Genomic DNA, 20,858 nt, shown 5'->3' with positions numbered 1-20,858 from the left:
GGCCCTGCACGCGACGGGTACCCGGGGGCAATGAGTGCACAGACCCCACCGGCTTCCCTGCCTCCGCAGCGGATCGCGGTGACCGGGGCGACCGGCAACATCGGCACCGCCACCGTGCGCGCGCTGGCAGCCGATCCCGGCGTCGCGGCGATCACCGGCATCGAGCGGCGTCTGTCGGGCATGCCGCCGCCCAAGACCGAGTACGTCAGCGTCGACGTGGCGCGCGATGACCTGACTCCCGTGCTGCGCGATGTCGACACGGTCGTCCATCTCGCGTGGCTTTTCCAGCCGACCCATCGCCCGGATCTCACGTGGGAGGCCAACGTCCGCGGCTCGCTCCGGGTGTTCGAGGCCGCCGCGGCGGCTGGCGTGTCGACGCTGGTCGTGGCGTCCTCGGTCGGGGCCTACTCCCCCGCTGCCGACGACCTTCCGGTCGCCGAGGACTGGCCGACCCACGGTTGGCCCGGCGCGGCGTACCCGCGCGAAAAGGCTTACGTGGAGCGGCTTCTGGACTCCTTCGAGCGGGCCCATCCGGAGATCCGGGTAGTGCGGGTCCGGCCCGGGTTCGTCTTCCAGCGCACGGCCTCGACCGAGCAGCGGCGGTTGTTCGCCGGGCCGTTCGTGCCAGGCAGTCTTCTCCGGCCGGGCCGGGTGCCGATCGTGCCGGACATCCCCGGCCTGCGCTTCCAGGTCGTGCACGCCGACGACCTCGCCGACGCGATCCGGCGCTGCGTGCTGCGCCCGGTGTCCGGTGCGTTCAACATCGCGACCGATCCCGTGGTCGACCCGGGTCTGCTGGCCCGGCTGCTGCGCGCGCGGCTGGTGCGAGTCCCGACCGGACTGGTCAAACCCGCGCTCGCCGCGGCGTGGCGGATGCATCTCGTGCCCGCGACGCCCGGATTGTTCGACACCGTGCTGCGGCTGCCGGTGATGGACACGTCGCGGGCGCGGTCCGAATTGGACTGGCATCCGGTGCGGTCGGCGGAGGAGACGGTGCAGGAATTCCTGCGCGGCCTCCGCCACGGCGAAGGCGGCGACACCCCGCCGCTCGCGCCGGACAAGCACCGCGGGCACGAGATCGCGACCGGGATCGGGCAGCAGCCGTGAGCCCTGGCCCGGCTGGAGTGCGCATTCCAGCCGGACTGGTCAACCCGCGCTCGCCGCAGCCTGACGGATGCACCGTAAGGCGCTAGGCCGGGCTGCCCACCGCAGCCCGGCCTATCCGCGTCACGAAGCCGGATACTGCTGCTTCCCCAGCAACTCCGCCAGATGCACCGCGTTCCGGACCAGCGTCGCGTTCGTCGAGGCGACCGCTTCCGGCGTCTCGTCCAGGTCCTGGTAATCGCCGCCCTTCATGGCTTCCCCGTTCCAGTACGTGCCGCCCTGGGCCGGGATCGTGAAGCCGATGTCGTTCAGCGACTGGAAAAGATCGGCGGTGATCTTGTGCGCCCCGTCCTCGTTGCCGACCACCGCGACGACTCCGACCTTGCCGAACATCCCCGGGCGGCCCTCGTCGTCGGTCTCGGATTGCTCGGCGTTGAGCCGTTCCACGACCCGCTGCGCGATGCTCGACATGTACCCGACCCAGGTCGGCGTCGAGATCAGCAGGATGTCCGCGGCCGCGACCTTGCGCCGGATCTCCGGCCATTCGTCGCCGTCGCCCAGGTCGGTCGCGATGCCGGGGCGCACGTCATGGTCGGCCACCCGGACCAGTTCGCCGGGCACGCCCCGCCGCGCGAACAGGTCGAGCAGCTGCCGGGCGATCAGGTCGCTGCTGGAGCGGTCCGGCGAGCGCTTGAGGGTGCAGCCGAGGGCGAGAACACGCATCAGGAACCTCCACGGGAGTGCCGACGCCGATCCGGGCGAACCCGGCTTCGGCGAGCACGTCCGGGTCGAGCAGATTGCGGGTGTCGACCACGACCGGCCGGTCCGCCGCTTCGGCGAGCCGGCGCCAGTCGAGGTCGAGGAATTCCGGCCATTCGGTGAGAACGGCCAGCGCGGCCGCGTCCTTCGCGACCAGATAGGGATCGTCCACGACGGTGGCTCCGTCCATTTCGGACTGGACCGCCGGGTCGTACGCGGTGACCTCGGCGCCCTGGCGGACCAGTTCGGCCGCGACCGCGACCGCCGGGGAATCCCGCACGTCGCCGGTGCCGGCCTTGAACGCCAGCCCCAGCACGCCGATGCGGACGCCGTCGAGCGGACCGTCCGGACGACCGGTCGCCGCCGTCCGGATCGCGCGGACCATTCGCGTGCGCTGCCGGGCGTTCACCCGTACCGCGTCGCGCAGCAGGCCGAATTCGACGCCTGCCGAATCCGCGGCCCGCAACAGCGCGCTGGCGTCCTTCGGCAGGCACGATCCGCCCCAGCCCGGGCCGGGAGCCAGGAAGTGCGGCCCGATCCGCGGGTCGAGGCCCATCACCGCGGACACGTCGCGCACGTCCGCGCCGCACTGTTCGCACAGTTCGGCCAGGGTGTTCGCGTACGACGCCTTCACCGCGAGGAATCCGTTGCTGGCGTACTTGGCCAGTTCGGCGCTCGCGCTGCTCGTGCGCACGACCCTGGATTCGGTCGGCGCGTAGAGCTGCGCGACCCGGTCCGCAGCGGGCGAATCCGGCGGATCCGAGCCGACGACCACGCGGTCCGGGCACCGGAAATCGTGCACGACATGGCCTTCGCGCAGGAACTCCGGATTGCTGACCGCGGGAAGGTCCGCGCGGCCGAGGTACTCCGGGATCCGCTGGGCGGTCCCGACCGGCACGGTCGATTTCGTCACCACGATCGTGCCCGGTGCGAGCACGCGCCCGAGGTCGCTGAGAGCGCTGCGAAGCGCGCGCAGGTCCGGCGTGCCGTCCTCGCCCGGCGGAGTCGGCAGGCACAGGAACACCATCGTCGACCTGGCGACCGCGGCGACCTCTCCGGAGAAGGTCAGCGTGCCCGAGCGAAGCCCGTCCGCGACCAGTTCCGCCAGCCCTGGCTCGGCGAGGTCGACGTCACCGGCCCGCAGCCGGGAAACCTTGGCCTCGTCGATGTCTACAGTGGACACTTGGTGCCCCATCGCGGCGAAGCAGGCCGCCGTCGTCAGCCCGACGTAGCCCGCTCCGAGTACGCCGATCCGTTCAGCCATGCGGCACCCCCTCGCGCAGTACCGACTGAGCCGCCGCCAGCACGCGTTCCGTGCTCAGCAACAACAACCCGGCATCCGGTTCGGTGCCGTGCGGGTCGCCGACGTCGCCGACCCACAGCACGACGTGCTGCGGAACGTCCGGCGGCGGGCCCCAGCAGCGGGGGGGCGTCGGGCCGAACAGCAGGACGGACGGCGTGCCGAAAGCCGTGGCGAGGTGGCCGACACCGGTGTCTCCGCACACCACCAGCGCGGCTTCGGCCACGAGCGCGGCCAGTTCGGCCAACCCGGTGCGTCCGGCGAGCACCGCCTCCGCGCCCAGCCCGGCGCGGGCCGCGACCTCTTCCGCGAGAGGGCGTTCGGCCGCGGCCCCGGTGATCACCACGCGATGTCCGGCCGCGGCCAGGTCGCGCGCCACCTCCGCGAACCTCTCCGGCGGCCAGCGCCGGGCGGGGAACGCCGCGCCCGGATGCACGACGACAGCGCCCGGCGCGGGACTCGGCCCGGGCGGCGGCGAAATCCGCAGGTCCCGGCGGTCGGCCGGGCACTGGCCGTATTCGATCAGCCGGCACCAGCGGTCGACCTCGTGGATGCCCGGGGTCCAGTCGAGGCCCGGGATCTCCGGGACCGCCGGATTCCGGTGCGTGAGCAGCGTGTCCGGCAGGACGGCCATCAGGTCGCGGATGCTCTCCGGCCCGTTGCCGTGCAGATTGACCGCCAGCCGCGGCGGCGGTCCCGGCCAGTGCAACGCGCCGAGCCCGGGAGTGGGGAGCAGTTCGTCCACCGCGTCGACCAGGTCGACCAGGTCCCGGAGCCATTCGGGCGCGGCGAGGACGAGCCGTTCTTCCGGGTGCGCCCGGCGCAGGCCGCGCAGTGCCGGGACCGCGGTGAGCAGGTCGCCGATTCCCAGGGCGCGCAGAGCTAGGACGCTCATGGCCGGGTTCCTTCCGCCGACGCGCACACCGCGGGTTCTGGCCGCTCGACGCCGGGTGCCTCGGGCTGCTGGCCCAGCAGGCTCATGGCCACGACCCCTCCTCCGACGCGCACACCACGAGTTCCCGCACCTCCGCGTCCGGCGGCTGGCCGAGCGCGAACGCCACCGTCCCGGCGACGTGTTCCGGCCGGTTCAGCTTCGCGTCCGCGGGCGGGCGGTACTGCTCCGTCCGGTCGTCGAAGAAGCGGGTCCACATCCCGCCGGGCACGAGCAGCGTCACCCCGACCCGGCCGGCCAGCTCCGCCGCCAGTGCGCGGGTGAAACCGACCACGCCGAATTTCGAGGCGCAGTAAGCGGTCGCGTCGCTCACGGCCTTGATGCCGAGCGTCGAAGACACCGTGACGATCCGGCCGTGGGACTGCTCGAGATACGGCAGCGCGGCGCGCACCACCGCGACCGTGCCCAGGAGGTTCACGTGCACGACCCGCTCCCAGTCCTTGGCCGGGACCTCGCCGAGCGGACCGCACGCGTCGATTCCCGCGGCGGTCACCACGCCGTCGAGTCCGCCGGCTCTTTCGGCCACTTCGCGCACGGCTTCCTCGGCCGCGGCGGAATCCGCGAGGTCGACCTGCACGAATTCCACGCCGTCGGCGGGCCGGGCGCGGTCGAGCACCCACGGGGTGCCGCCTTCGGCGCGGACCGCCTCGACCGTCGCCGCGCCGAGGCCGGACGCGCCGCCGGTGATCAGAACGTTGCCAAGAGAACGCATCAGACTCCCCTCGAAGCTTCACTGGCCGGCCGCGGCGGCGACCAGCCTCGTCGTCGAATAGCCGGGCAGGGTCGGCACCAGCACGACCTCGCCGCCGTACCGCTGCACCACCGTCCGTTCGGGCAGCTCCGCCTCGGCGTAGTCGCCGCCCTTCACCCAGACGTCCGGCCGCAGCCGTTCCAGGATCGCGACCGGGGACGATTCCTCGAAGATCACCACCGCGTCCACAACGGACAGCGCGGTCAGCAGGCGGGCCCGGTCCTGCGCGGACAGCAGCGGACGCCCCGGGCCTTTCAGCCGGCGCACGGAACTGTCCGAATTCACGCACACCACGAGTGCGTCCCCGAGCGCCCGCGCCTGGCGCAGCAGGCTGACGTGCCCTGGGTGCAGAAGATCGAAGCACCCGCCCGTCGCGACGAGCCGCCCGCCGGCCGCGCGGACGCGTTCCGCGACCGCGAACGCGTTGCCCGCGGCGAAATCCGGCGTCCGCGAGTCCTCACTGGACTCGGCTGCTCGTCGTTCCTCAATGGACAGTGCGCTGGCCCCGCCCGCGGCGACAAACCGAGCTGCCGCCTCGACCGCGACGCGCACCGCCTCCACCACCGAAGCACCGTCCAGCAACCGGGCCGCCGCAGCCGCCGCGAAGCGGTCTCCGGCGCCGCAAGTATCCATCGCGCTACCGCTGACCTGAGCGCCTTCCGGCACCGAAATCCGCCGCACCGATTTGCCGTCGTCCACCAAGGCGCCCCGGGAGCCGACCGTCACCGCCACCGCTCCGGCGTCCCAGCGTTCCCGCAGCAGACCCGGCATCTCGAGTGCGTCCGGCACCACCGCCGAGGCCTCGCTGGCGTTCGGCGTCACCAATCGCGTGCCCGGCACCGGCTCGGCACCGCGCGGATGCGGGTCCCACACCACCGGAATCTCGGCCGCCAGTTCGGTCAGCACCTCCCGCAGCCGGGGATTCCGGGTGATGCCCCGGCCGTAATCGGCCACCAGGATCGCCCCGGCGCCGCGCAACGCGCGCTCCGCCCGGTCCGGCAAGACGTCGGCGGCCGCGGTTCCTTCGCCGGAATCCAAGCGCACCAGCGATTGCCCGGCCGCGCGGACCCGGGTCTTCGACACGGTGCTCCCCTTCAGCGGGATCGGCACCAGCGTCACTTCGGGTTCGAGCAACCCGGCGAGCGTACGGGCGGAACGGTCCTCGCCGAGTGCGGTCACGAGGACCACCTCAGCCGTCGACCGGGCCGCCAGCAGCGCGGCGAGACCCGCACCTCCGGCCCGCAGCCACCGGCGGGTCACGTCGACCACCGGGACGGGCGCGTCCGGGCAGAGCCGCTCCGCGACGCCCTCGGCGTCCACGTCGAGGAACACGTCGCCGACCACCACGAGCGGCTTCACGCGGGCACCCCGAGCGCGTCGTCCAAGGCTTCGCACAGCGCGTGCACCAACGCCAGATGCAGTTCTTGCACCGTGGCCACGCTCGGCGCGTCGACCGCCACGGCGTCGTCGCACAGCGCGGCGAGCGGGTTCGGCGCGGGTCCGGTGAACGCCCAGGTGGTCACGCCCATCTCGTGCGCCGTCTTCGCCGCCGCGACGACGTTTTGGCTGGTGCCGCTGGTCGACAGGCAGACGAGCACGTCGCCGGGCCGTCCGTGTGCGCGGACCTGGCGGGCGAACAGTTCGGCTTCGTCGTAGTCGTTGCCGATCGCGGTCAGCGCCGAGGTGTCGGCATGCAGCGCGATCGCGGACAACGGACGGCGCTCGCGCCGAAAGCGGCCCACCAGTTCGCCGGTCAGATGCTGCGCTTCGGCGGCGCTCCCGCCGTTGCCGCACGCGAGCAACCGCCCGCCGTTCTCGAAAACACCGGCCAGGTAGGTTCCCCACGCGGCGATCCGCGGGGTGGCGAAACGCATGCGCTGCGCGGCCGAACACAATTCGGCGAAGTGGTCTGCCATGACGGCACCTCCTCGAAAAATCAGCGGTTCCGGTGACGCCGGACCACGAACGGCCCCAACGCCAGAACATCCACCGGAGCCGAACCGAAACACTCCAACGCGTCGCGCGGAGAATCGACCATCGGCCGCCCCGCGGTGTTCAGGCTCGTGTTGACGACCACCGGAAGCCCGGTCCGCTCCGCGAATCCGGAAAGCACTCGCGCGGTCCGCGGATCGTCGGCGGGGTCGACGGTCTGCACCCGGGCGGTGCCGTCCACATGGGTCACCGCGGGCAGCCGCTCGCGCCACGCGTCCGCGACGTCGTGCACGAAAAGCATGTAGGGACTGGGAAACGGGCCGCGCGAGAAGATCTCCGCCGCGCGGTCGGCGAGCACCATCGGGGCCACCGGGCGGAACTGTTCGCGGCCCTTCACGTCGTTGAGCCGCTCCAGGTTCCCGGCGCGGCCGGGGTGCGCGAGCAGCGAGCGGTGCCCGAGCGCACGCGGGCCGAATTCGGCACGGCCCTGGAACCAGGCCACGATCTGGTCGTCCGCCAGCGCCTCCGCCACCGCGGCCGAGACGTCGTCCGGACGTTCGTAGTCCAGTTTCGCCTTCTGCAGCACGGATTCCAGCTCGTCGTCGGTCCACTCGCGACCGAGTGCGGCATCGGACATCGGTTCGATGCGTTCGCCCGCGTCGGCAGCCAGCTGCAGGGCCGCGCCGAGCGCGGTCCCGGCGTCGCCGGCGGCAGGCTGGATCCAGACCGATTCGAACGGGCTTTCCGCGTGCAGCCGGGTGTTGGCCACGCAGTTGAGCGCGATGCCCCCGGCCAAGGTCAGCGTCCGTTGCCCGGTCCGGTCGTGCAGCCAGCGGGCGAGATCGAGGAGCACTTCCTCCAGCACCCGTTGGACACTGGACGCCAGATCAGCGTGTCGCTGCGTCAGTTCCTCGCCAGGAGAACAACGCGGGGCGAGTGCGGACCAGTCGATCGGCTCGGTGCGGAATCCCCCGTCACCGGTCACGTAGACGCGCTCGCGGAGATAGTCGAGATGCACTGGTCCGCCATAGGACGCCAGCGCCATGACTTTGTATTCGTCGCTCGACCGGGCGAAGCCCAAATGTTCTGTGAGGTCCTCGTAGAACAGGCCGAGCGAATGCGGAAGCTTCTGCGCGGCAAGCTCTTTGAACCGTCCGTCGCGATATTCGCCAGCCAGGTACGACGTGCTTTCGCCGCGGCCGTCCGCGACCAGCACCGCGGAGTCGCCCGGCGGTCCGGCCAGCGCGGCCGACGCGGCGTGCGCGACGTGGTGCCGGACGAACCGGACTTTCTTCTGGTCCAGTCCGGACAGTTCGCTGGCGAGGAATTTCGGGGCGCGGCGGGCGAATTCGGTCCGCAGTTCCTCGCCGCTGGGGTCGTGTCCGGCCAGGCCGGGCTCGACCAGGTCCGGATCGTAGGAGAACCCGACCGCGTCGAGGTCCGCCGCGGTGAGCCCGGCCCGCGCCAGGCACCAGCGGGCCGCCTGCCCCGGTTGTTCCCACGCGGAAAACGGCACCGCCTGTTTGCCGTGCTTGCGCCGGCTGAAGCGCTCTTCCTCGGCCGCCGCGACGATCCGGCCGTCGACGACGAGCGCGGCGGCGGGGTCGTGGAACACCGCGTTGATTCCCAGGAAGCGCACCCGCTCACCCCCTTCTCCTCCGGCGCGGACCCCGGCGGTCCGCTGTCCCGGAAGCACTACCCGGCGAAGTCGGGGATAAACGAATCAACCGGAAAAGCCCAGGACGTCGCTACTCACCGAAGCGACGCCCCGGTCACGCCGCGGCGGCCCGCCGCGCGGCGAACCATTCCGCCGTGCGCCGCAACCCTTCCCCGGCCGGAATCCGCGGCGCCCAGCCGAGCTCCCGGCGCGCGAGCGAGATGTCCGGGCACCTCCGGCGCGGATCGTCCACGGCCGGGTCGACGTGCTCGATCCGCGAAGCCGACCCGGTGATCGCGATCACCCGTTCCGCGATCTCCCGCACCGAAAGTTCATCGGGGTTGCCGAGGTTCACCGGGCCGGGGTGGTCCGACCGCGCCAGCGCGAGCAAGCCGTCGACAGTGTCGTCCACGAAACACAACGACCGCGTCTGCCGCCCGCTCCCCTCGACGGTGAGCGGTTCGCCCGCGAGCGCCTTGGTGATGAACGCCGGCACCATCCGGCCGTCGTCGGCCCGCATCCCAGGGCCGTAGGTGTTGAAGATCCGCGCGATCCCGGTGTTCGCGCCTTCGCCGCGCCGCGTCGCACTCGTCAACGCTTCGGCGTAGCGCTTGGCCTCGTCGTACACGCTGCGCGGGCCGATCGGGTTCACGTTGCCCCAATAGGTTTCGCGCTGCGGATGCTCCAGCGGGTCGCCGTACACCTCGCTGGTGGACGCGAGAACGAACCGCGCCCCGCGCGCCGCGGCGAGGGCGTTCTCGGTGCCGATCGAACCCACGCGCAGCGTCTCGAGCGGCAGCCGCAAGTAATCCCGAGGCGATGCCGGTGAGGCGAGGTGGAACACCACGTCGACCGCCCCGGGCACCGGAATCGGCTTGGTCACGTCGTGCTCCAGCAACCGGAACCGCGGATGTCCGGCGACGGCGTCCAGCGCGCCGGGGCGAGCGGTCGAGAGATTGTCCACTGCGGTCACTCTCGCGCCCGCTTCGAGCAGTTTCGCGCACAGCCGCGCGCCTACGAACCCGGCTCCGCCGGTGACTACCGCGTGAGAGAAAACCATGCCGCGCCGGATACCCGGGCAGCGCCGCGTTAACCCCGGGGACCCGCGGGTAACCGCCGCGTATGCGAGTACTCCTGACCGGCTGGGCGAGTTTCCGGCACGGCGAGGCCACCGCGGGCGACGTGCTCAGTCTGCGCGCGGTGAGCGATGTCCTGACCGAAGCCGGGGTCGACCACCTGACCGCGTGGAGCCCGGCGTTCCGCCCCGAGGGCCCGCATCTGGACGACGCCGAGCCGGACGCGTTCACCCACATTGTCTTCGCCTGCGGCCCGTTGCGCGGCACGCAACTGCACGAGCTGCACCGCCGATACCCGCGGAGCCGGAGGCTGGCGGTCGGCGTGTCCGTGCCCGATCCGGCGGACCCCGCGGTCACCGGATTCGACGTGGTTCTCCCCCGGGACGACGGCGACGCCTGCGCTGCCGACCTGTCCCTCGCCACCCGCGTCGAGTCACCGCCGGTCGTCGGCGTCGTGCTCGCGCCGGACCAGCCCGAATACGGCGCCGACCGGCGGCACGAGACAGTGCACACGACCCTCGCCGCCTGGCTGCGCGACCTCGACTGCGGCCGCGTCCCGCTCGACACCCGCCTCGCCACCGACGACTGGCGGCATTGCGCGACGCCGGACCAGTTCGTGAGCACGCTGTCCCGGTTGGACGTGCTGGTCAGCACCCGGCTGCACGGCCTCGCCCTCGGGCTGAAGGCCGGCGTCCCGGTGCTCGCCGTCGACCCGGTCGCGCACGGCGGCAAAGTGACCGCACAGGCGACCGCGCTGCGCTGGCCCGCCGTCCTTCCCGCGGACGCCACCCGAGCCGACCTCGACAAGTGGTTCGAATGGTGCTGTTCCGCCGAAGCACGCGCCCGCGCCGCCGCGGAACACCCGTTTCCCGGGCCGCTGGCCGAACTCGTCGGTGCGCTCGAGGAAATGCCGTGAGCCGGACGACCGTCGTCGTGGCCACCCGCAACCGGGCTGACGAACTGGCGCGCACTCTCGCCCAACTGTCCACAGTAGACCCTCAACCGCCGGTGATCGTCCTGGACAACGGTTCTTCCGACCACACGGCCGACATCGCCGCTTCCTTCGAGCAGGTCCGCGTCATCCGAAGCCCGCACAACCACGGAGCCACCGCGCGCAACCAAGGCGTCATCGCCGCCCGGACTCCGTATGTCGCGTTCAGCGACGACGACTCCTGGTGGGCTCCCGACGCACTCTCCCGCGCCGAGAAGCTCTTCGACGCTCACCCTCGGCTCGGCCTCCTCACCGGACGGACCCTGGTCGGCCCGGAAGAACGCGAAGACCCCATCACCCCGGCCCTCGCGCACAGTCCGCTAGGGACTCCGCCGGACGCGCCCGGCCCGCTCGTGCTCGGTTTCCTCGCCTGCTCCGCGATCGTGCGGCGGTCGGCTTTCCTGCAAGTCGGCGGGTTCAGCCCGATGCTGCACTTCGGCGCCGAGGAACAGCTGCTGTCCTACGACCTCGCCGCGGCAGGCTGGCAGCTCTGCTACGCCGAAGACGTGGTGGCGCACCATCATCCGTCGCCGTCCCGGCCGTCGCCGGGCTGGCGTCGGCGAGCCGAGGCCCGGAACCAGCTGCTCATCGCCTGGCAACGGCGGCCGGCCGACGTCTGCGCGCACCAACTGCGGCGGTTGCTCGCCCGCGCGCCGAGGGAACCGGGTCTGCTCGCCGCACTCGCGGCCGCCGCAGTCCGGCTGCCGCGGGCGCTGGCTCGCCGCCGGGTGCTGCCCGCCGCGATCGAACGACAAGCCCGGCTGACGGAGGGATGAGCATGGAGGACCGCGCGTCTGTCGTGGTGATCACGCACAACCGCCGCGAACAGCTGCGGGAAACGCTCAAGCACCTCGTCGCGCTGCCGGAGCGTCCGCCGATTTTCGTGGTGGACAACGCTTCCACCGACGGCACCGCCGATCTCGTCGCCCGCGACTTCCCCGAGCTGCGGCTGATCAAGCTCGACCAGAACCTCGGCGCGGTCGGCCGCAACATCGCGGTGCGCGAGGTGACGACACCGTACGTGGCGTTCTGCGACGACGACACGACCTGGCAGCCCGGCTCCCTCGCCCGCGCCGCCGACGTGCTGGACGCGCACCCCGGCCTCGGTTCGGTGACCGGACGCTGCCTGGTCGAACCGGATTTGCGGGAGGACCCGATCACGCCGGAACTGCGGTTTTCGCCGGTGCCCGGCCCGGAATGGCTGCCCGGCCCCGCGCTGCTCGGGATCATGGCCGGGCTGACGATGGTCCGGGTGCGCGCGTTCCGCGACGTCGGCGGCTTCTCGCCGCGCATGTGGCTGGGCGGCGAGGAGGAATTGCTCGCGCTCGACCTCGCCGCGCTCGGCTGGCGGATGTGCTGGCGGGAGGACGTCGTGATCCACCACGCCCCGTCGAAGCTGCGCGATCCGCGCCGGCGGCGGGGGCTGGGGATCCGGAATACGTTGTGGACGTTGATGTTGCGCCGCCCATGGCGTTCGGTGTTGCGCCGGGGAGCCGCCGTGCTGGCTTCCGCGCCCCGGGACCGGACGACGGTCGCCGCGGTGGCGGAGTGCTTGCGCGGACTGCCCTGGGTGCTGCGGGAGCGGTCGGTGGTTCCGGCCGAGGTCGAGCACGGGTTGCGGCTGCTGGAGGAACCCCAGCGCAAGTCGGCAGCCCGGCGTTACACCGGCTGACCGGGAGGCTTGCCGGGCCGGATCAGCGAAGAGCCGTCCGGCCCGGCACGCTCCCCGGCGTCACGGCACCGCGGCCCAGCCGGACTCCCCCACCGGCATGGCCTTCTCGTACGCCCGCACAGTCTCGGCCGCGATCCGGTCCCAGGAGTACCGCGCCCGGACCCGCTCCTGCCCCGCGGTCCCCAGTGCTTCCAGCTCCGCGGGCTCGTCCAGCAACGCCCGCAACCGGGCGGCCAGCCGCGCCGGATCGCGCGGCGGCACCAGCCGCCCGGTGATCCCGTCCACCACGGTGTCCGTCAAACCGCCGACGGCAGCGGCCACCACCGGAACCCCGCAGGCCATGGCCTCGAGGGGAACGATCCCGAACGGCTCGTACCACGGCGTGCACAGCACCGCGTCCGCCGAACGCAACAAGGCCGGCATCTCAGCCCGGCTCACCTGCCCCGCCAGCTGCACCCGGTCGGCCACCCCGAGCTTCTCCGCGAGCCGCTGCAACCGCTGGGCCTCCGGGTCCCGGGAAAGCGCTCCGGAAGCCGGTCCGCCCGCGATCACCAGCTCGGTCTCCGGCACGCGAGCCAACGCCGCGATCGCCAGGTCGAATCCCTTGCGCGGCACCAGCCTCCCCACCGAAACGACCCGCTTCGGCGCGTTCCGCGGCGCGACCGGGCCGCCTCCGCCGAACCGGTCGAGGTCGACCCCGCACGGCACCACCGAGATCCGCTGCCGCGGCACCCCCTGCCGAGCCAGTTCGAACACCTCGTCCGAGCAGGTCGCGACGATCCGGTCGACCTGCTTGCCGATCATCCGCTCCAGCCGCATCCGGTCCGGCGGGCTCGTGTCCGCGTCCCCTTGATGCCGCCGCTTCACGACGCCGAGCGCGTGAAAAGTCTGCACGGTCGGCACCCCGGCCTCGCGCGCGGCGAGAACCGTGGCCACGCCGGACATCCAAAAGTGCGCGTGCGCCACGTCCGGCGGCTCCTCCGTCCACCGGTCGCGCAGCCAGCTGCCGAATTCCCCCATGTACGGCAGAAGCTCGTCCTTCGGCAGCCGCCGCGGCGGGCCAGCCGGTACATGCACCACGCGGTAGCCCGCGGGCGTCTCCACCGTGTCCGGCGAGTCCGGGTCGTCGCGGCGCGTGTAGACAGTCACGTCGTGGCCGGCGCGCACCAGCGCCGCGGAAAGGTCGGCCACATGGACGTTCTGGCCGCCCGCGTCCTCCTCCCCCAGCGCGGCGAGCGGGCTGGCGTGTTCGGACACCATCGAGATCCTCATCAGACTCCTTCCGCAGCGGGGACGGTTTCGGCGAGCAGGCGGTCCCAGCGCGACAAGAACGCGTCGAGGCCGAAGTGCGCCAGTGCGTGTTCGCGGGCCGCTTTGCCTGCCAGCACGGCGAAATCCGGTTCGTGCACGAGTTCCCGGAACCGGCGCGCGAGCACTTCGATGTCAGCGGAGCACACCCCGGCGTCCGGCGGCACCGCCGAAGGCGCTTCCGTGGAGGCCACCGCGACGATCGGCATGCCCAGGTGCATCGCTTCCAGCAGCGACAGCCCCAGCGACGTCCAGCGCGCGGTGTGCAAGTACACGCGGTGCCGGGCGAGTTCGTCGTGCAGCCGCGGCGGACGCACGTCGCCCTGTCCGCCGGGCAAGCCTTCGGTGCCCATGCCGAACACGTTCACCGGCGCGATTTCGCGGAACGCCGGCAGCAGGTCGGCACCGGTCACGCGGGCGCGGCGCCGCGGTTCGTTGATCATCGCCGCGCCCGCGGGCAGCTCGCCGGTGTAGCGCTCGCCGGGGTCCGGGATGCCGTGCGGGATGACGACCACGGGCGCGATCCCGTTGTCCCACATCAGCGCGTTGTACGAGGTGACGTGCACGATCGGCACCTCGTCCTGGTCGGCCATCGGATGCCGGGAGACCGCGGCGCCGTGCCGCGGCGCGTTGTGCTCGACGTACACCATCGGCACCCGCGAGCCCAGCTGCGGCCGGACGAACGCGGCTTCCTCCGGCCGCTGGAGCACGACCACGTCCGGCCGGGCGTCCGCGAGCCGGTCGACCGGGACCTCGGTCACCGACGGCCAGTCCCGTCCCGCCCGGCCCAGTCCCCACGGCGCTCCGTCCGGGCTCGCCGGGACGAAGTACTCGTGCCGGCCGCGGACGAACGCGTCCGTCCACGACCCGTGCACGTGCCAGAGCAAGATCCTCATGGGACTGGCTTAACCGCGGATTTCGACGTTAAACCAGCCGTTGTACCGGGTACTCGGGTCAGCTTTCGCCGCGGAAATTGTCGCCCAGCTGCGGATGCCCGCGCTTCGACCGGCCCTCCTCGTCTTCCAGCGGGCTCTCCGGTTCGGGCCGCCGGGGCGGCTGCTTCTCGTCCTTGTCGACCTGAGTGCGGCGCGGGTTCGCCGTCTGCTCTTCCACGGGGCGTTCCTCGGTCATGCCGCCTCCAGCACGGTCTTGAGCCAGCCGTCCTCGCGCCGGTCGAACGACTCGTACGCCTCGATCGCCGCCGTCGGCTCCTCGCGGCGCGTGATGAACGCGGTCGGGTCGACGACGTCGGTGCGCACGAGGTCCAGCAGCTCCGGCAGGTAGCGGCGATGGTTGCAGTTGCCCAGGTGGATCGTCAGGTTCTTGTTCATCGCGGTCCCGAACGGGAATCCTTCGAACCCCGGCGGGTAGACCCCGATCACGCCGATGCTGCCCGCCTTCGCAACCGCGTCCACGGCCCAGCGCGCTGCCTGGCTCGGCGCGTCGCCCGGCACCCACAGCTCGCCGTCCGGTGCCGCGTCGGGCGCGACCTCGGCACGTTCCTGGTCGAAGTGCGAGGTCTCCGCCGGTGCCGCGGGACCGGTCTTCGGCCGTTCCGCGTCCACGCCGACCGCGTCGATCACCCGGTCCACGCCGATCCCGCCGGTGAGTTCGCGGACAAGCGCGACCGGGTCCTCCTCGTTGAAGTTGATCGTCTCGGCGTTCTGTTCGCGCGCCTTGTCCAGCCGGGACGCGATGCCGTCCACCGCGAACACCCGGCCCGCGCCCTGGCGTTTCGCCGAAGCGATCGCGAACTGGCCGACCACGCCCGCGCCGAGCACCAGCACGCTGTCCCCGCGGCTGATCTCGGCCAGGCGCGCGCCGAACCACGCGGTCGGGAAGATGTCGGACAGCAGGATCGCGCGGTCGTCGCTCACCGCGTCCGGGACGCGGACCAGCGACGTCATGGCGAACGGGACCCGCGCGTACTCGGCCTGCAGCCCGTCGACCGAGCCGGTGGCTTCCGGCCCGCCGAAGAAGCAGGTGCCCGCCGACGGGCCGTTCGGGTTCGCGCGATCGCATTGCGCGTAGTAGCCGGAGCGGCAGTAGGAACACGTGCCGCACGAGATGGTCGACGGGATCACCACGCGATCGCCGGGCGAGAACCCGCGCACCGCGGGCCCGACCTCTTCGACGACGCCCACTCCCTCGTGCCCGAGCACGGTCCCTTCGGCCATGCCGGGCATCGTGCCGCGCACCAGGTGCAGGTCAGTGCCGCAGATCGCACTGCGAGTGATGCGCACGATCGCGTCGCTGGGTTCGAGAATTTTCGGGTCGGGCACCTCGTCGAGCCGGATGTCCCCAGTTCCGTGCCACACCACAGCCTTCACTTCGTTCGCTCCTCCTCACGTCACCAGTCCGGGCGGCGGACCGCCGGAAGCCGGTCGAGCGTCGACGCCACCGCCGCGGCGACTCGCGGTTCGGTCAGCGGAGCGCCGGCCGGACCGTGCGGGAGCACCTCGACCTCGACCCCGGCCTCGCGCACCGAGGCGACGCGCGTGCCGTGCGCGGCGAACCATTCACGGGACGCGCGGCCGTCGCCCTCTGGGTCGGGCCCGACGAGCAGCACCGAGCGCACCGCGTGCGGGTACCGTTCGGCCAGCCGCAGCGCGACCGGCGCCAGCTGGCCGCCCGCCACCACGTCGGCCAGCGGACGAGTGCCCGCCGCCTGGTCGAGCAGCGTCGGGGCCTTCTCCGGCGGGCAGTGCACGACCCGGTGTTCCGGCGCCGCCTGCCGCCAGCCCGGCGGGGCCTCGCCGCGGGCGCCTTCGTCCAGGACTACGAGCGTGCGGTGCTCAGTCATCTGCCAGGACCTCCTCCGCGCGGGCCTCCTCTCGGCGCGTACCCGAGGGGTCGCGGGCGAAACCCGGAGTTTGGCCGCCGCCTGCCGGGGTACCCGCGCGAGTCGGCTGAAAGAGGGAGACAGGGTGCGGGACGGAATCGCCGAACCATGGGGCACGCGCACGCCGTACGGCCCGGGCGAGGACTGGCCGGTGCGCGTCGACTGCCACCTCGCCGACGGCCTCGAGGTCGGCGACGTCGACCGCTGGGTCCGCACCGCCGCGGTCCTGCACTCGAACGGCGACGGCCTCGACCTCGCGGTGAAGGACGGCCGGATCGCCGGCGTCCGCGGCCGGGCCGACGACCGCGTCAACCGCGGACGGCTCGATCCCAAGGATCTCTTCGGCTGGCAGGCCAACAACGCGCCGGACCGGCTGCGCACGCCGCTGGTCCGGGATGACGGCGTGCTCCGCGAGTCCACTTGGGACGAAGCGATGGACCGGATCGTCCAGCGCAGCCGCGCGGTGCTCGACACCGAAGGACCCGGCTCGCTCGGCTTCTACACCAGCGGACAGCTTTTCGCCGAGGAGTACTACACCCTGGCCGCGATCGCGCGCGGCGCGCTCGGCACGAACCATCTCGACGGCAACACGCGGCTGTGCACCGCGACCGCGGGCGAATCGCTCAAGGAGAGCTTCGGCTGCGACGGCCAGCCGTCCTCCTACACCGACATCGACCACGCCGACGTCATCGCACTCTTCGGGCACAACGTCGCCGCGACGCAACCGGTGCTGTGGTCACGCATCCTCGACCGGATCGCCGGTCCGCGCCCGCCGCGGCTACTGTGCGTCGACCCGCGGAAGACCCCGGTCGCGGAGGCGGCCGAGCTGCATCTGGCTCCGCTGCCCGGCACGAATGTCGCGCTGCTGAACGGAATCCTGCACGAGGTCGTGCTCCGCGGCTGGTGCGACGACGCGTGGATCGACCAGCACACCGTGGGGTACGACGATCTCGTCAAGGTCGTCCGCGACTATCCGCCCGAGCGCGCGGCGTCGATCTGCGGCGTCCCGGCGGACGACATCCGGGCCGCGGCAAGGCTGGTCGGCACCACGGATCGGCTGCTGTGCACGGTGCTGCAAGGGTTCTACCAATCGCATCAGGCTACGGCCGCGGCGGTGCAGGTGAACAACCTCGTGCTGCTGCGCGGAATGCTGGGCAGGCCGGGCTGCGGGGTGCTCCAGATGAACGGCCAGCCGAGCGCGGAGAACACCCGCGAATGCGGAGCCGACGGCGACCTCACCGGGTTCCGGAACTGGAACAACGACGCGCACGTGGCTCAGCTGGCCGAGCTGTGGAACGTGCCGATGGAGCAGATCCCGCACGACGGCCCGCCGACCCACCTGATGAAGATGCTCGGCCTCGCCGAGAGCGGCGACCTGAAGTTCTGGTGGATCTCCGCGACCAACCCCGCGGTGTCGCTTCCCGAACTGGCCCGGGTCCGGAAGATTCTCGGCCAGGAAAGCCTTTTCCTCGTCGTGCAGGACGCCTTCCGCACGGAAACCGCGGAATTCGCCGACGTGGTGCTGCCCGCGGCAATGTGGGGCGAGAAAACCGGGACCTTCACGAACGCCGACCGCACCGTGCATCTGTCCGAGAAGGCGGTCGACCCGCCCGGGCAAGCGCGGCCGGACCTCGACATTTTCCTCGACTACGCCCGCCGGATGGACTTGCGCGACCGCGACGGCGCTGCCTTCCCGCCGTGGCACGACGCCGAATCCGCATACCAGGCTTGGCAAAAGGCTTCCGCCGGACGGCCCTGCGACTACAGTGGACTGTCCTACGAGAAGCTCCGGGTGGTCAGCGGAGTCCAGTGGCCGGTCGGCGAAGCCCATCCGGACGGCACCGAGCGGCTTTACGCCGACGGCACGTTCTTCGCCGACCCGGACTACTGCGAGGAATACGGCAAGGATTTGCACACCGGCGAGCCGGTCAAGCCGGAGGAATACCGGGAGTACAACCCCGACGGCAAAGCCATGCTCAAGCCGGCCGAGTACCTCGTGCCGGCCGAACCGCCCAGCGCCGACTACCCGTTCGCGCTGATCACCGGGCGGACGCTGTACCACTTCCACACCCGGACGAAGACCGGCCGCGCGCCGCAGCTGGAGACCGCCGCCCCGGACGTCTGGGCCGAGCTGTCCTGCCGCGACGCCGAACGCGGCGGAATCGCCGAGGGCGACCTGATCGAGATCCGGACCCCGCGCGGACGCGTCCGCGCCAAGGCGCGCCCGTGCGGGATCCGCGACGGAGTGCTGTTCCTGCCGTTCCACTACGGCTACTGGGACACCCCCGACCCGACCGGCGCGGACGGCGTCCGCGCGGCCAACGAGCTGACCATCACGGACTGGGATCCAGTGTCGAAGCAGCCGCTGTTCAAGACAGCCGCCGCGACGCTGCGCAAGATCTCCGACGGGACTCCCCAGGAAGCCATCGCACTCGGCGACCGGGCGGTCTCCGAACAACTCGTCGAATAACCCGTCACAGGAGATCGCGCGGCACCCGGCGATGCCAGTTCCTCGACACCAGCCGCCGGTCCCCCTCGTAGCCGTCCAGCTGAGCGTCGATCACGAACTCCTCCGGGGTGCAGCTGACCCGCGTGTACGTCTCCGTCCGGACCAGCCAGTCGTCCCGCTCGAACGTCACCGTCCACGAGGTTTCCGCGGCCGGGGAACAGAAATCGTCGGCGACCCAGGTGTAGCACTCGTGCACGTCGCGGGTGATCTCCAGGTCGATGTCGTCGTACCGGATCGTGCCGGAGTTCTTCACGACGTCCAATGCCGAGTGGTACGCGACCAGGTCCCGCGAAACCGTCCACTTCTGTTCCGGCCGGCTCAGCTGCGTGGTCGGCAGCGGCGGCGTGCCTTCCGGCTCGCCGAACTCGTCCGGGGCGACCTCGTCCGGTTCGCCGGTCGGCCGCACCGGCAGGGTCAGCGCGCTCGCCCCGGTCCGCACGGAGAGGGTGACCGGTTTCGGCGGCGGCCACGCGAGCGGCCAGTACGAAGTGGACAGTGCGAGCCGGATCCGGTGTCCGGCCGGGAACGCCTGCGCCACCCCGTTCAGCTCAAAGTCCACAGTGCACTCTTCGCCCGGGGCAAGGGGTTTCGGTTCCTCGTGGCCGTCCCGGTGCGTGAGGTTCAGCAGGCCGTAGGTCACCCGCGTCGCCCGGCCGTCCGGGGCGACGTCGGACAGCCGCGCGGCCACCATCGCCACCGGCTGGTCCGCCGAAACCCGCAGCTTCACCACCGGCGCGCCGAGGATTTCGCACGGCTCGGTGAGCACGTCCGTGTCGAACACGAGCGACCCGCCGTCCTCCTCCCGCTGGTCGTACGGCAGGTCCGGCGGCGCGCTGTACGACGCCCATTTCCCGGCGAACTGCCCGACCGACAAGGGCGAGGAAACGTTCAGCGGCTCCTCGGCCACCGACTCGCCGGGCCGTGCGAGCCGGTGCCGCGCCAACGCGTAGTCCGTCGGCCGGATGTGCGGCGAAGGCCACTCCGCCTCCCCGACCCAGCGGCCGGGACGGTCCTCATAGGACGTCGACGGCGGCACGCTTTCCTGCATCCACGTGCGCAGGACCGGGCCGTCCATCACGCCGTTGTCGACGTCCTTCAGCCAGTGGTCCCACCAGCGCACGACCTCCTGCAGGTACCCGATCGCCGGACCGGGCTCGCCGAGGTGCGGATACTTGTGCGACCACGGCCCGATCAGCCCGCGGCACGGCACGTCGAGATTCGCCAGCAGCCGGGTGACCGCATTGGAATACCCGTCGGCCCAGCCGCTGGAGGCGAGCACCGGGCACTGCACGCCGGAGTAGTCCTCGGAAACCGAGGCGTGCCGCCAGTAGCTGTCGCGACGCTGGTGACGCAGCCACTGTTCGGCCCACAGGCTGCAGTTTTCCAGCCGCTCCAGCCACATTTCGCGCCAGCGGTCCCCCACCAGCGCCGGATCGGGCGGCATCGTGGCCTCGCCGAACATCGTCCCGGACTCGGCGATGTTGTCCGACAGCAGGCAGCCGCCCATGTAGTGCATGTCGTCGGCGAACCGGTCGTCGGTGAACGACGAGATGACGATCGCGCCGAGGCTCGGCGGTTTCCGCGCCGCGACCTGCAGCGCGGCGAACCCGCCCCAGGAAATGCCCATCATGCCGGTGCGCCCGTCGCACCAGGGCCGGTCGGCGAGCCAGGCCAGCACGTCCTCGGCGTCTTGTTGTTCCTGTTCCAGGTATTCGTCCGCGAGCACGCCCTCGGACTCGCCGGAGCCGCGCAGGTCGACGCGCACGCAGGCGTAGCCGTGCCCCGCGAGATAAGGATGGTGGATCGAGTCGCGGACGGACGTCAGGTCTCGCTTGCGGTACGGGATGTACTCGACGATTCCCGGCACGGGCAGCGATTCCGATCCGGCGGGCCGCCAGATCCGCGCCGCCAGCCGGGTGCCGTCCGAAACGGGGATCCGGACGTCCTCGTCCTCGATGATCTCGTACGGCAGCGAAGGGAGTGCGCGCGTGATCATGTCTGCCGG

Annotated in this window: 19 protein-coding genes; 5 read left to right on the top strand and 14 right to left on the bottom strand. The window is 71.8% G+C overall.

What is annotated here, in order from left to right:
• The first annotated feature begins 30 nt into the window (after positions 1–30).
• Complete coding sequence (locus ATK30_RS38470; protein WP_101439632.1) at positions 31–1,107, top strand: NAD-dependent epimerase/dehydratase family protein; 1,077 nt, start codon at positions 31–33, stop codon at positions 1,105–1,107.
• Positions 1,108–1,227: 120 nt separating this feature from the next.
• On the opposite strand, the gene ATK30_RS46635 is transcribed toward ATK30_RS38470, so the two are convergent.
• The 8 genes from ATK30_RS46635 to ATK30_RS38430 all read right to left on the bottom strand — a co-directional run bounded on the left by ATK30_RS46635 (position 1,228) and on the right by ATK30_RS38430 (position 9,515).
• A complete protein-coding gene (locus ATK30_RS46635; protein ID WP_244194971.1) occupies positions 1,228–1,767 on the bottom strand; it encodes a flavodoxin family protein in 540 nt (179 codons plus the stop codon).
• A complete protein-coding gene (locus ATK30_RS38460) occupies positions 1,691–3,127 on the bottom strand; it encodes a UDP-glucose dehydrogenase family protein (RefSeq protein WP_101439630.1) in 1,437 nt (478 codons plus the stop codon). The genes ATK30_RS46635 and ATK30_RS38460 overlap by 77 nt, the downstream gene beginning before the upstream one ends.
• On the bottom strand, positions 3,120–4,058 hold the full coding sequence (locus tag ATK30_RS38455) for a glycosyltransferase family 9 protein (RefSeq protein WP_101439629.1): 939 nt from the start codon (positions 4,056–4,058) through the stop codon (positions 3,120–3,122). The genes ATK30_RS38460 and ATK30_RS38455 overlap by 8 nt, the downstream gene beginning before the upstream one ends.
• 82 nt (positions 4,059–4,140) lie before the next feature.
• Positions 4,141–4,827, bottom strand: a complete 687-nt coding sequence (locus ATK30_RS38450; protein ID WP_101439628.1) for an SDR family oxidoreductase — start codon at positions 4,825–4,827, stop codon at positions 4,141–4,143.
• Positions 4,828–4,845: 18 nt separating this feature from the next.
• Entirely contained in the window at positions 4,846–6,225 is a 1,380-nt protein-coding gene (rfaE2, locus tag ATK30_RS38445; protein WP_101439627.1) for a D-glycero-beta-D-manno-heptose 1-phosphate adenylyltransferase, read from the bottom strand.
• Positions 6,222–6,782 (bottom strand): D-sedoheptulose-7-phosphate isomerase, encoded by a 561-nt coding sequence (locus tag ATK30_RS38440; protein WP_101439626.1) that lies wholly within the window; start codon positions 6,780–6,782, stop codon positions 6,222–6,224. Before ATK30_RS38440 ends, rfaE2 begins: the two co-directional genes overlap by 4 nt.
• 20 nt (positions 6,783–6,802) lie before the next feature.
• The gene (locus ATK30_RS38435) at positions 6,803–8,437 is read right to left on the bottom strand and encodes a carbamoyltransferase family protein (protein ID WP_101439625.1); all 1,635 of its coding nucleotides are present in this window, start codon (positions 8,435–8,437) and stop codon (positions 6,803–6,805) included.
• Between the two features lie 133 nt (positions 8,438–8,570).
• Entirely contained in the window at positions 8,571–9,515 is a 945-nt protein-coding gene (locus ATK30_RS38430) for an NAD-dependent epimerase/dehydratase family protein (protein ID WP_101439624.1), read from the bottom strand.
• Between the two features lie 62 nt (positions 9,516–9,577).
• Between ATK30_RS38430 and ATK30_RS38425 the strand changes: the two genes are divergently transcribed.
• The 3 genes from ATK30_RS38425 to ATK30_RS38415 are packed head-to-tail and all read left to right on the top strand — an operon-like array spanning position 9,578 to position 12,194.
• Complete coding sequence (locus tag ATK30_RS38425; protein WP_101439623.1) at positions 9,578–10,447, top strand: polysaccharide pyruvyl transferase family protein; 870 nt, start codon at positions 9,578–9,580, stop codon at positions 10,445–10,447.
• Positions 10,444–11,298 carry a glycosyltransferase family 2 protein gene (locus tag ATK30_RS38420; protein ID WP_101439622.1) on the top strand — a complete coding sequence of 285 codons (855 nt, stop codon included), beginning with the start codon at positions 10,444–10,446 and terminating at the stop codon, positions 11,296–11,298. Before ATK30_RS38425 ends, ATK30_RS38420 begins: the two co-directional genes overlap by 4 nt.
• Positions 11,295–12,194 (top strand): glycosyltransferase family 2 protein, encoded by a 900-nt coding sequence (locus tag ATK30_RS38415; protein ID WP_463672413.1) that lies wholly within the window; start codon positions 11,295–11,297, stop codon positions 12,192–12,194. Before ATK30_RS38420 ends, ATK30_RS38415 begins: the two co-directional genes overlap by 4 nt.
• A gap of 60 nt (positions 12,195–12,254) precedes the next feature.
• Here the strand turns inward: ATK30_RS38415 and ATK30_RS38410 are convergent, their stop codons facing one another.
• From ATK30_RS38410 to ATK30_RS38395, 5 genes are read right to left on the bottom strand one after another with little or no spacing between them, the layout of a single operon-like run.
• Entirely contained in the window at positions 12,255–13,466 is a 1,212-nt protein-coding gene (locus ATK30_RS38410; RefSeq protein WP_101439620.1) for a glycosyltransferase, read from the bottom strand.
• Positions 13,466–14,398: a glycosyltransferase gene (locus ATK30_RS38405; protein ID WP_101439619.1), complete on the bottom strand. Its 933-nt coding sequence runs from the start codon at positions 14,396–14,398 to the stop codon at positions 13,466–13,468. Before ATK30_RS38405 ends, ATK30_RS38410 begins: the two co-directional genes overlap by 1 nt.
• 58 nt (positions 14,399–14,456) lie before the next feature.
• On the bottom strand, positions 14,457–14,633 hold the full coding sequence (locus ATK30_RS45190) for a hypothetical protein (protein ID WP_158242556.1): 177 nt from the start codon (positions 14,631–14,633) through the stop codon (positions 14,457–14,459).
• Complete coding sequence (locus tag ATK30_RS38400; RefSeq protein ID WP_101439618.1) at positions 14,630–15,832, bottom strand: zinc-dependent alcohol dehydrogenase; 1,203 nt, start codon at positions 15,830–15,832, stop codon at positions 14,630–14,632. The genes ATK30_RS45190 and ATK30_RS38400 overlap by 4 nt, the downstream gene beginning before the upstream one ends.
• A 20-nt stretch (positions 15,833–15,852) precedes the next feature.
• On the bottom strand, positions 15,853–16,305 hold the full coding sequence (locus ATK30_RS38395) for a hypothetical protein (protein WP_101439617.1): 453 nt from the start codon (positions 16,303–16,305) through the stop codon (positions 15,853–15,855).
• Between the two features lie 124 nt (positions 16,306–16,429).
• Between ATK30_RS38395 and ATK30_RS38390 the strand changes: the two genes are divergently transcribed.
• Positions 16,430–18,814 (top strand): molybdopterin oxidoreductase family protein, encoded by a 2,385-nt coding sequence (locus ATK30_RS38390; RefSeq protein WP_101439616.1) that lies wholly within the window; start codon positions 16,430–16,432, stop codon positions 18,812–18,814.
• 4 nt (positions 18,815–18,818) lie between these two features.
• Here the strand turns inward: ATK30_RS38390 and ATK30_RS38385 are convergent, their stop codons facing one another.
• Positions 18,819–20,849 carry a CocE/NonD family hydrolase gene (locus ATK30_RS38385; protein WP_101439615.1) on the bottom strand — a complete coding sequence of 677 codons (2,031 nt, stop codon included), beginning with the start codon at positions 20,847–20,849 and terminating at the stop codon, positions 18,819–18,821.
• Positions 20,850–20,858 lie beyond the last annotated feature (9 nt).

The organism is Amycolatopsis echigonensis (assembly GCF_002846615.1).
Taxonomy (GTDB): Bacteria; Actinomycetota; Actinomycetes; order Mycobacteriales; family Pseudonocardiaceae; genus Amycolatopsis; species Amycolatopsis echigonensis.
The sequence above is the reverse complement of the archived record's forward strand: the minus strand, read 5'-3'. Positions and strand labels throughout refer to the sequence as shown.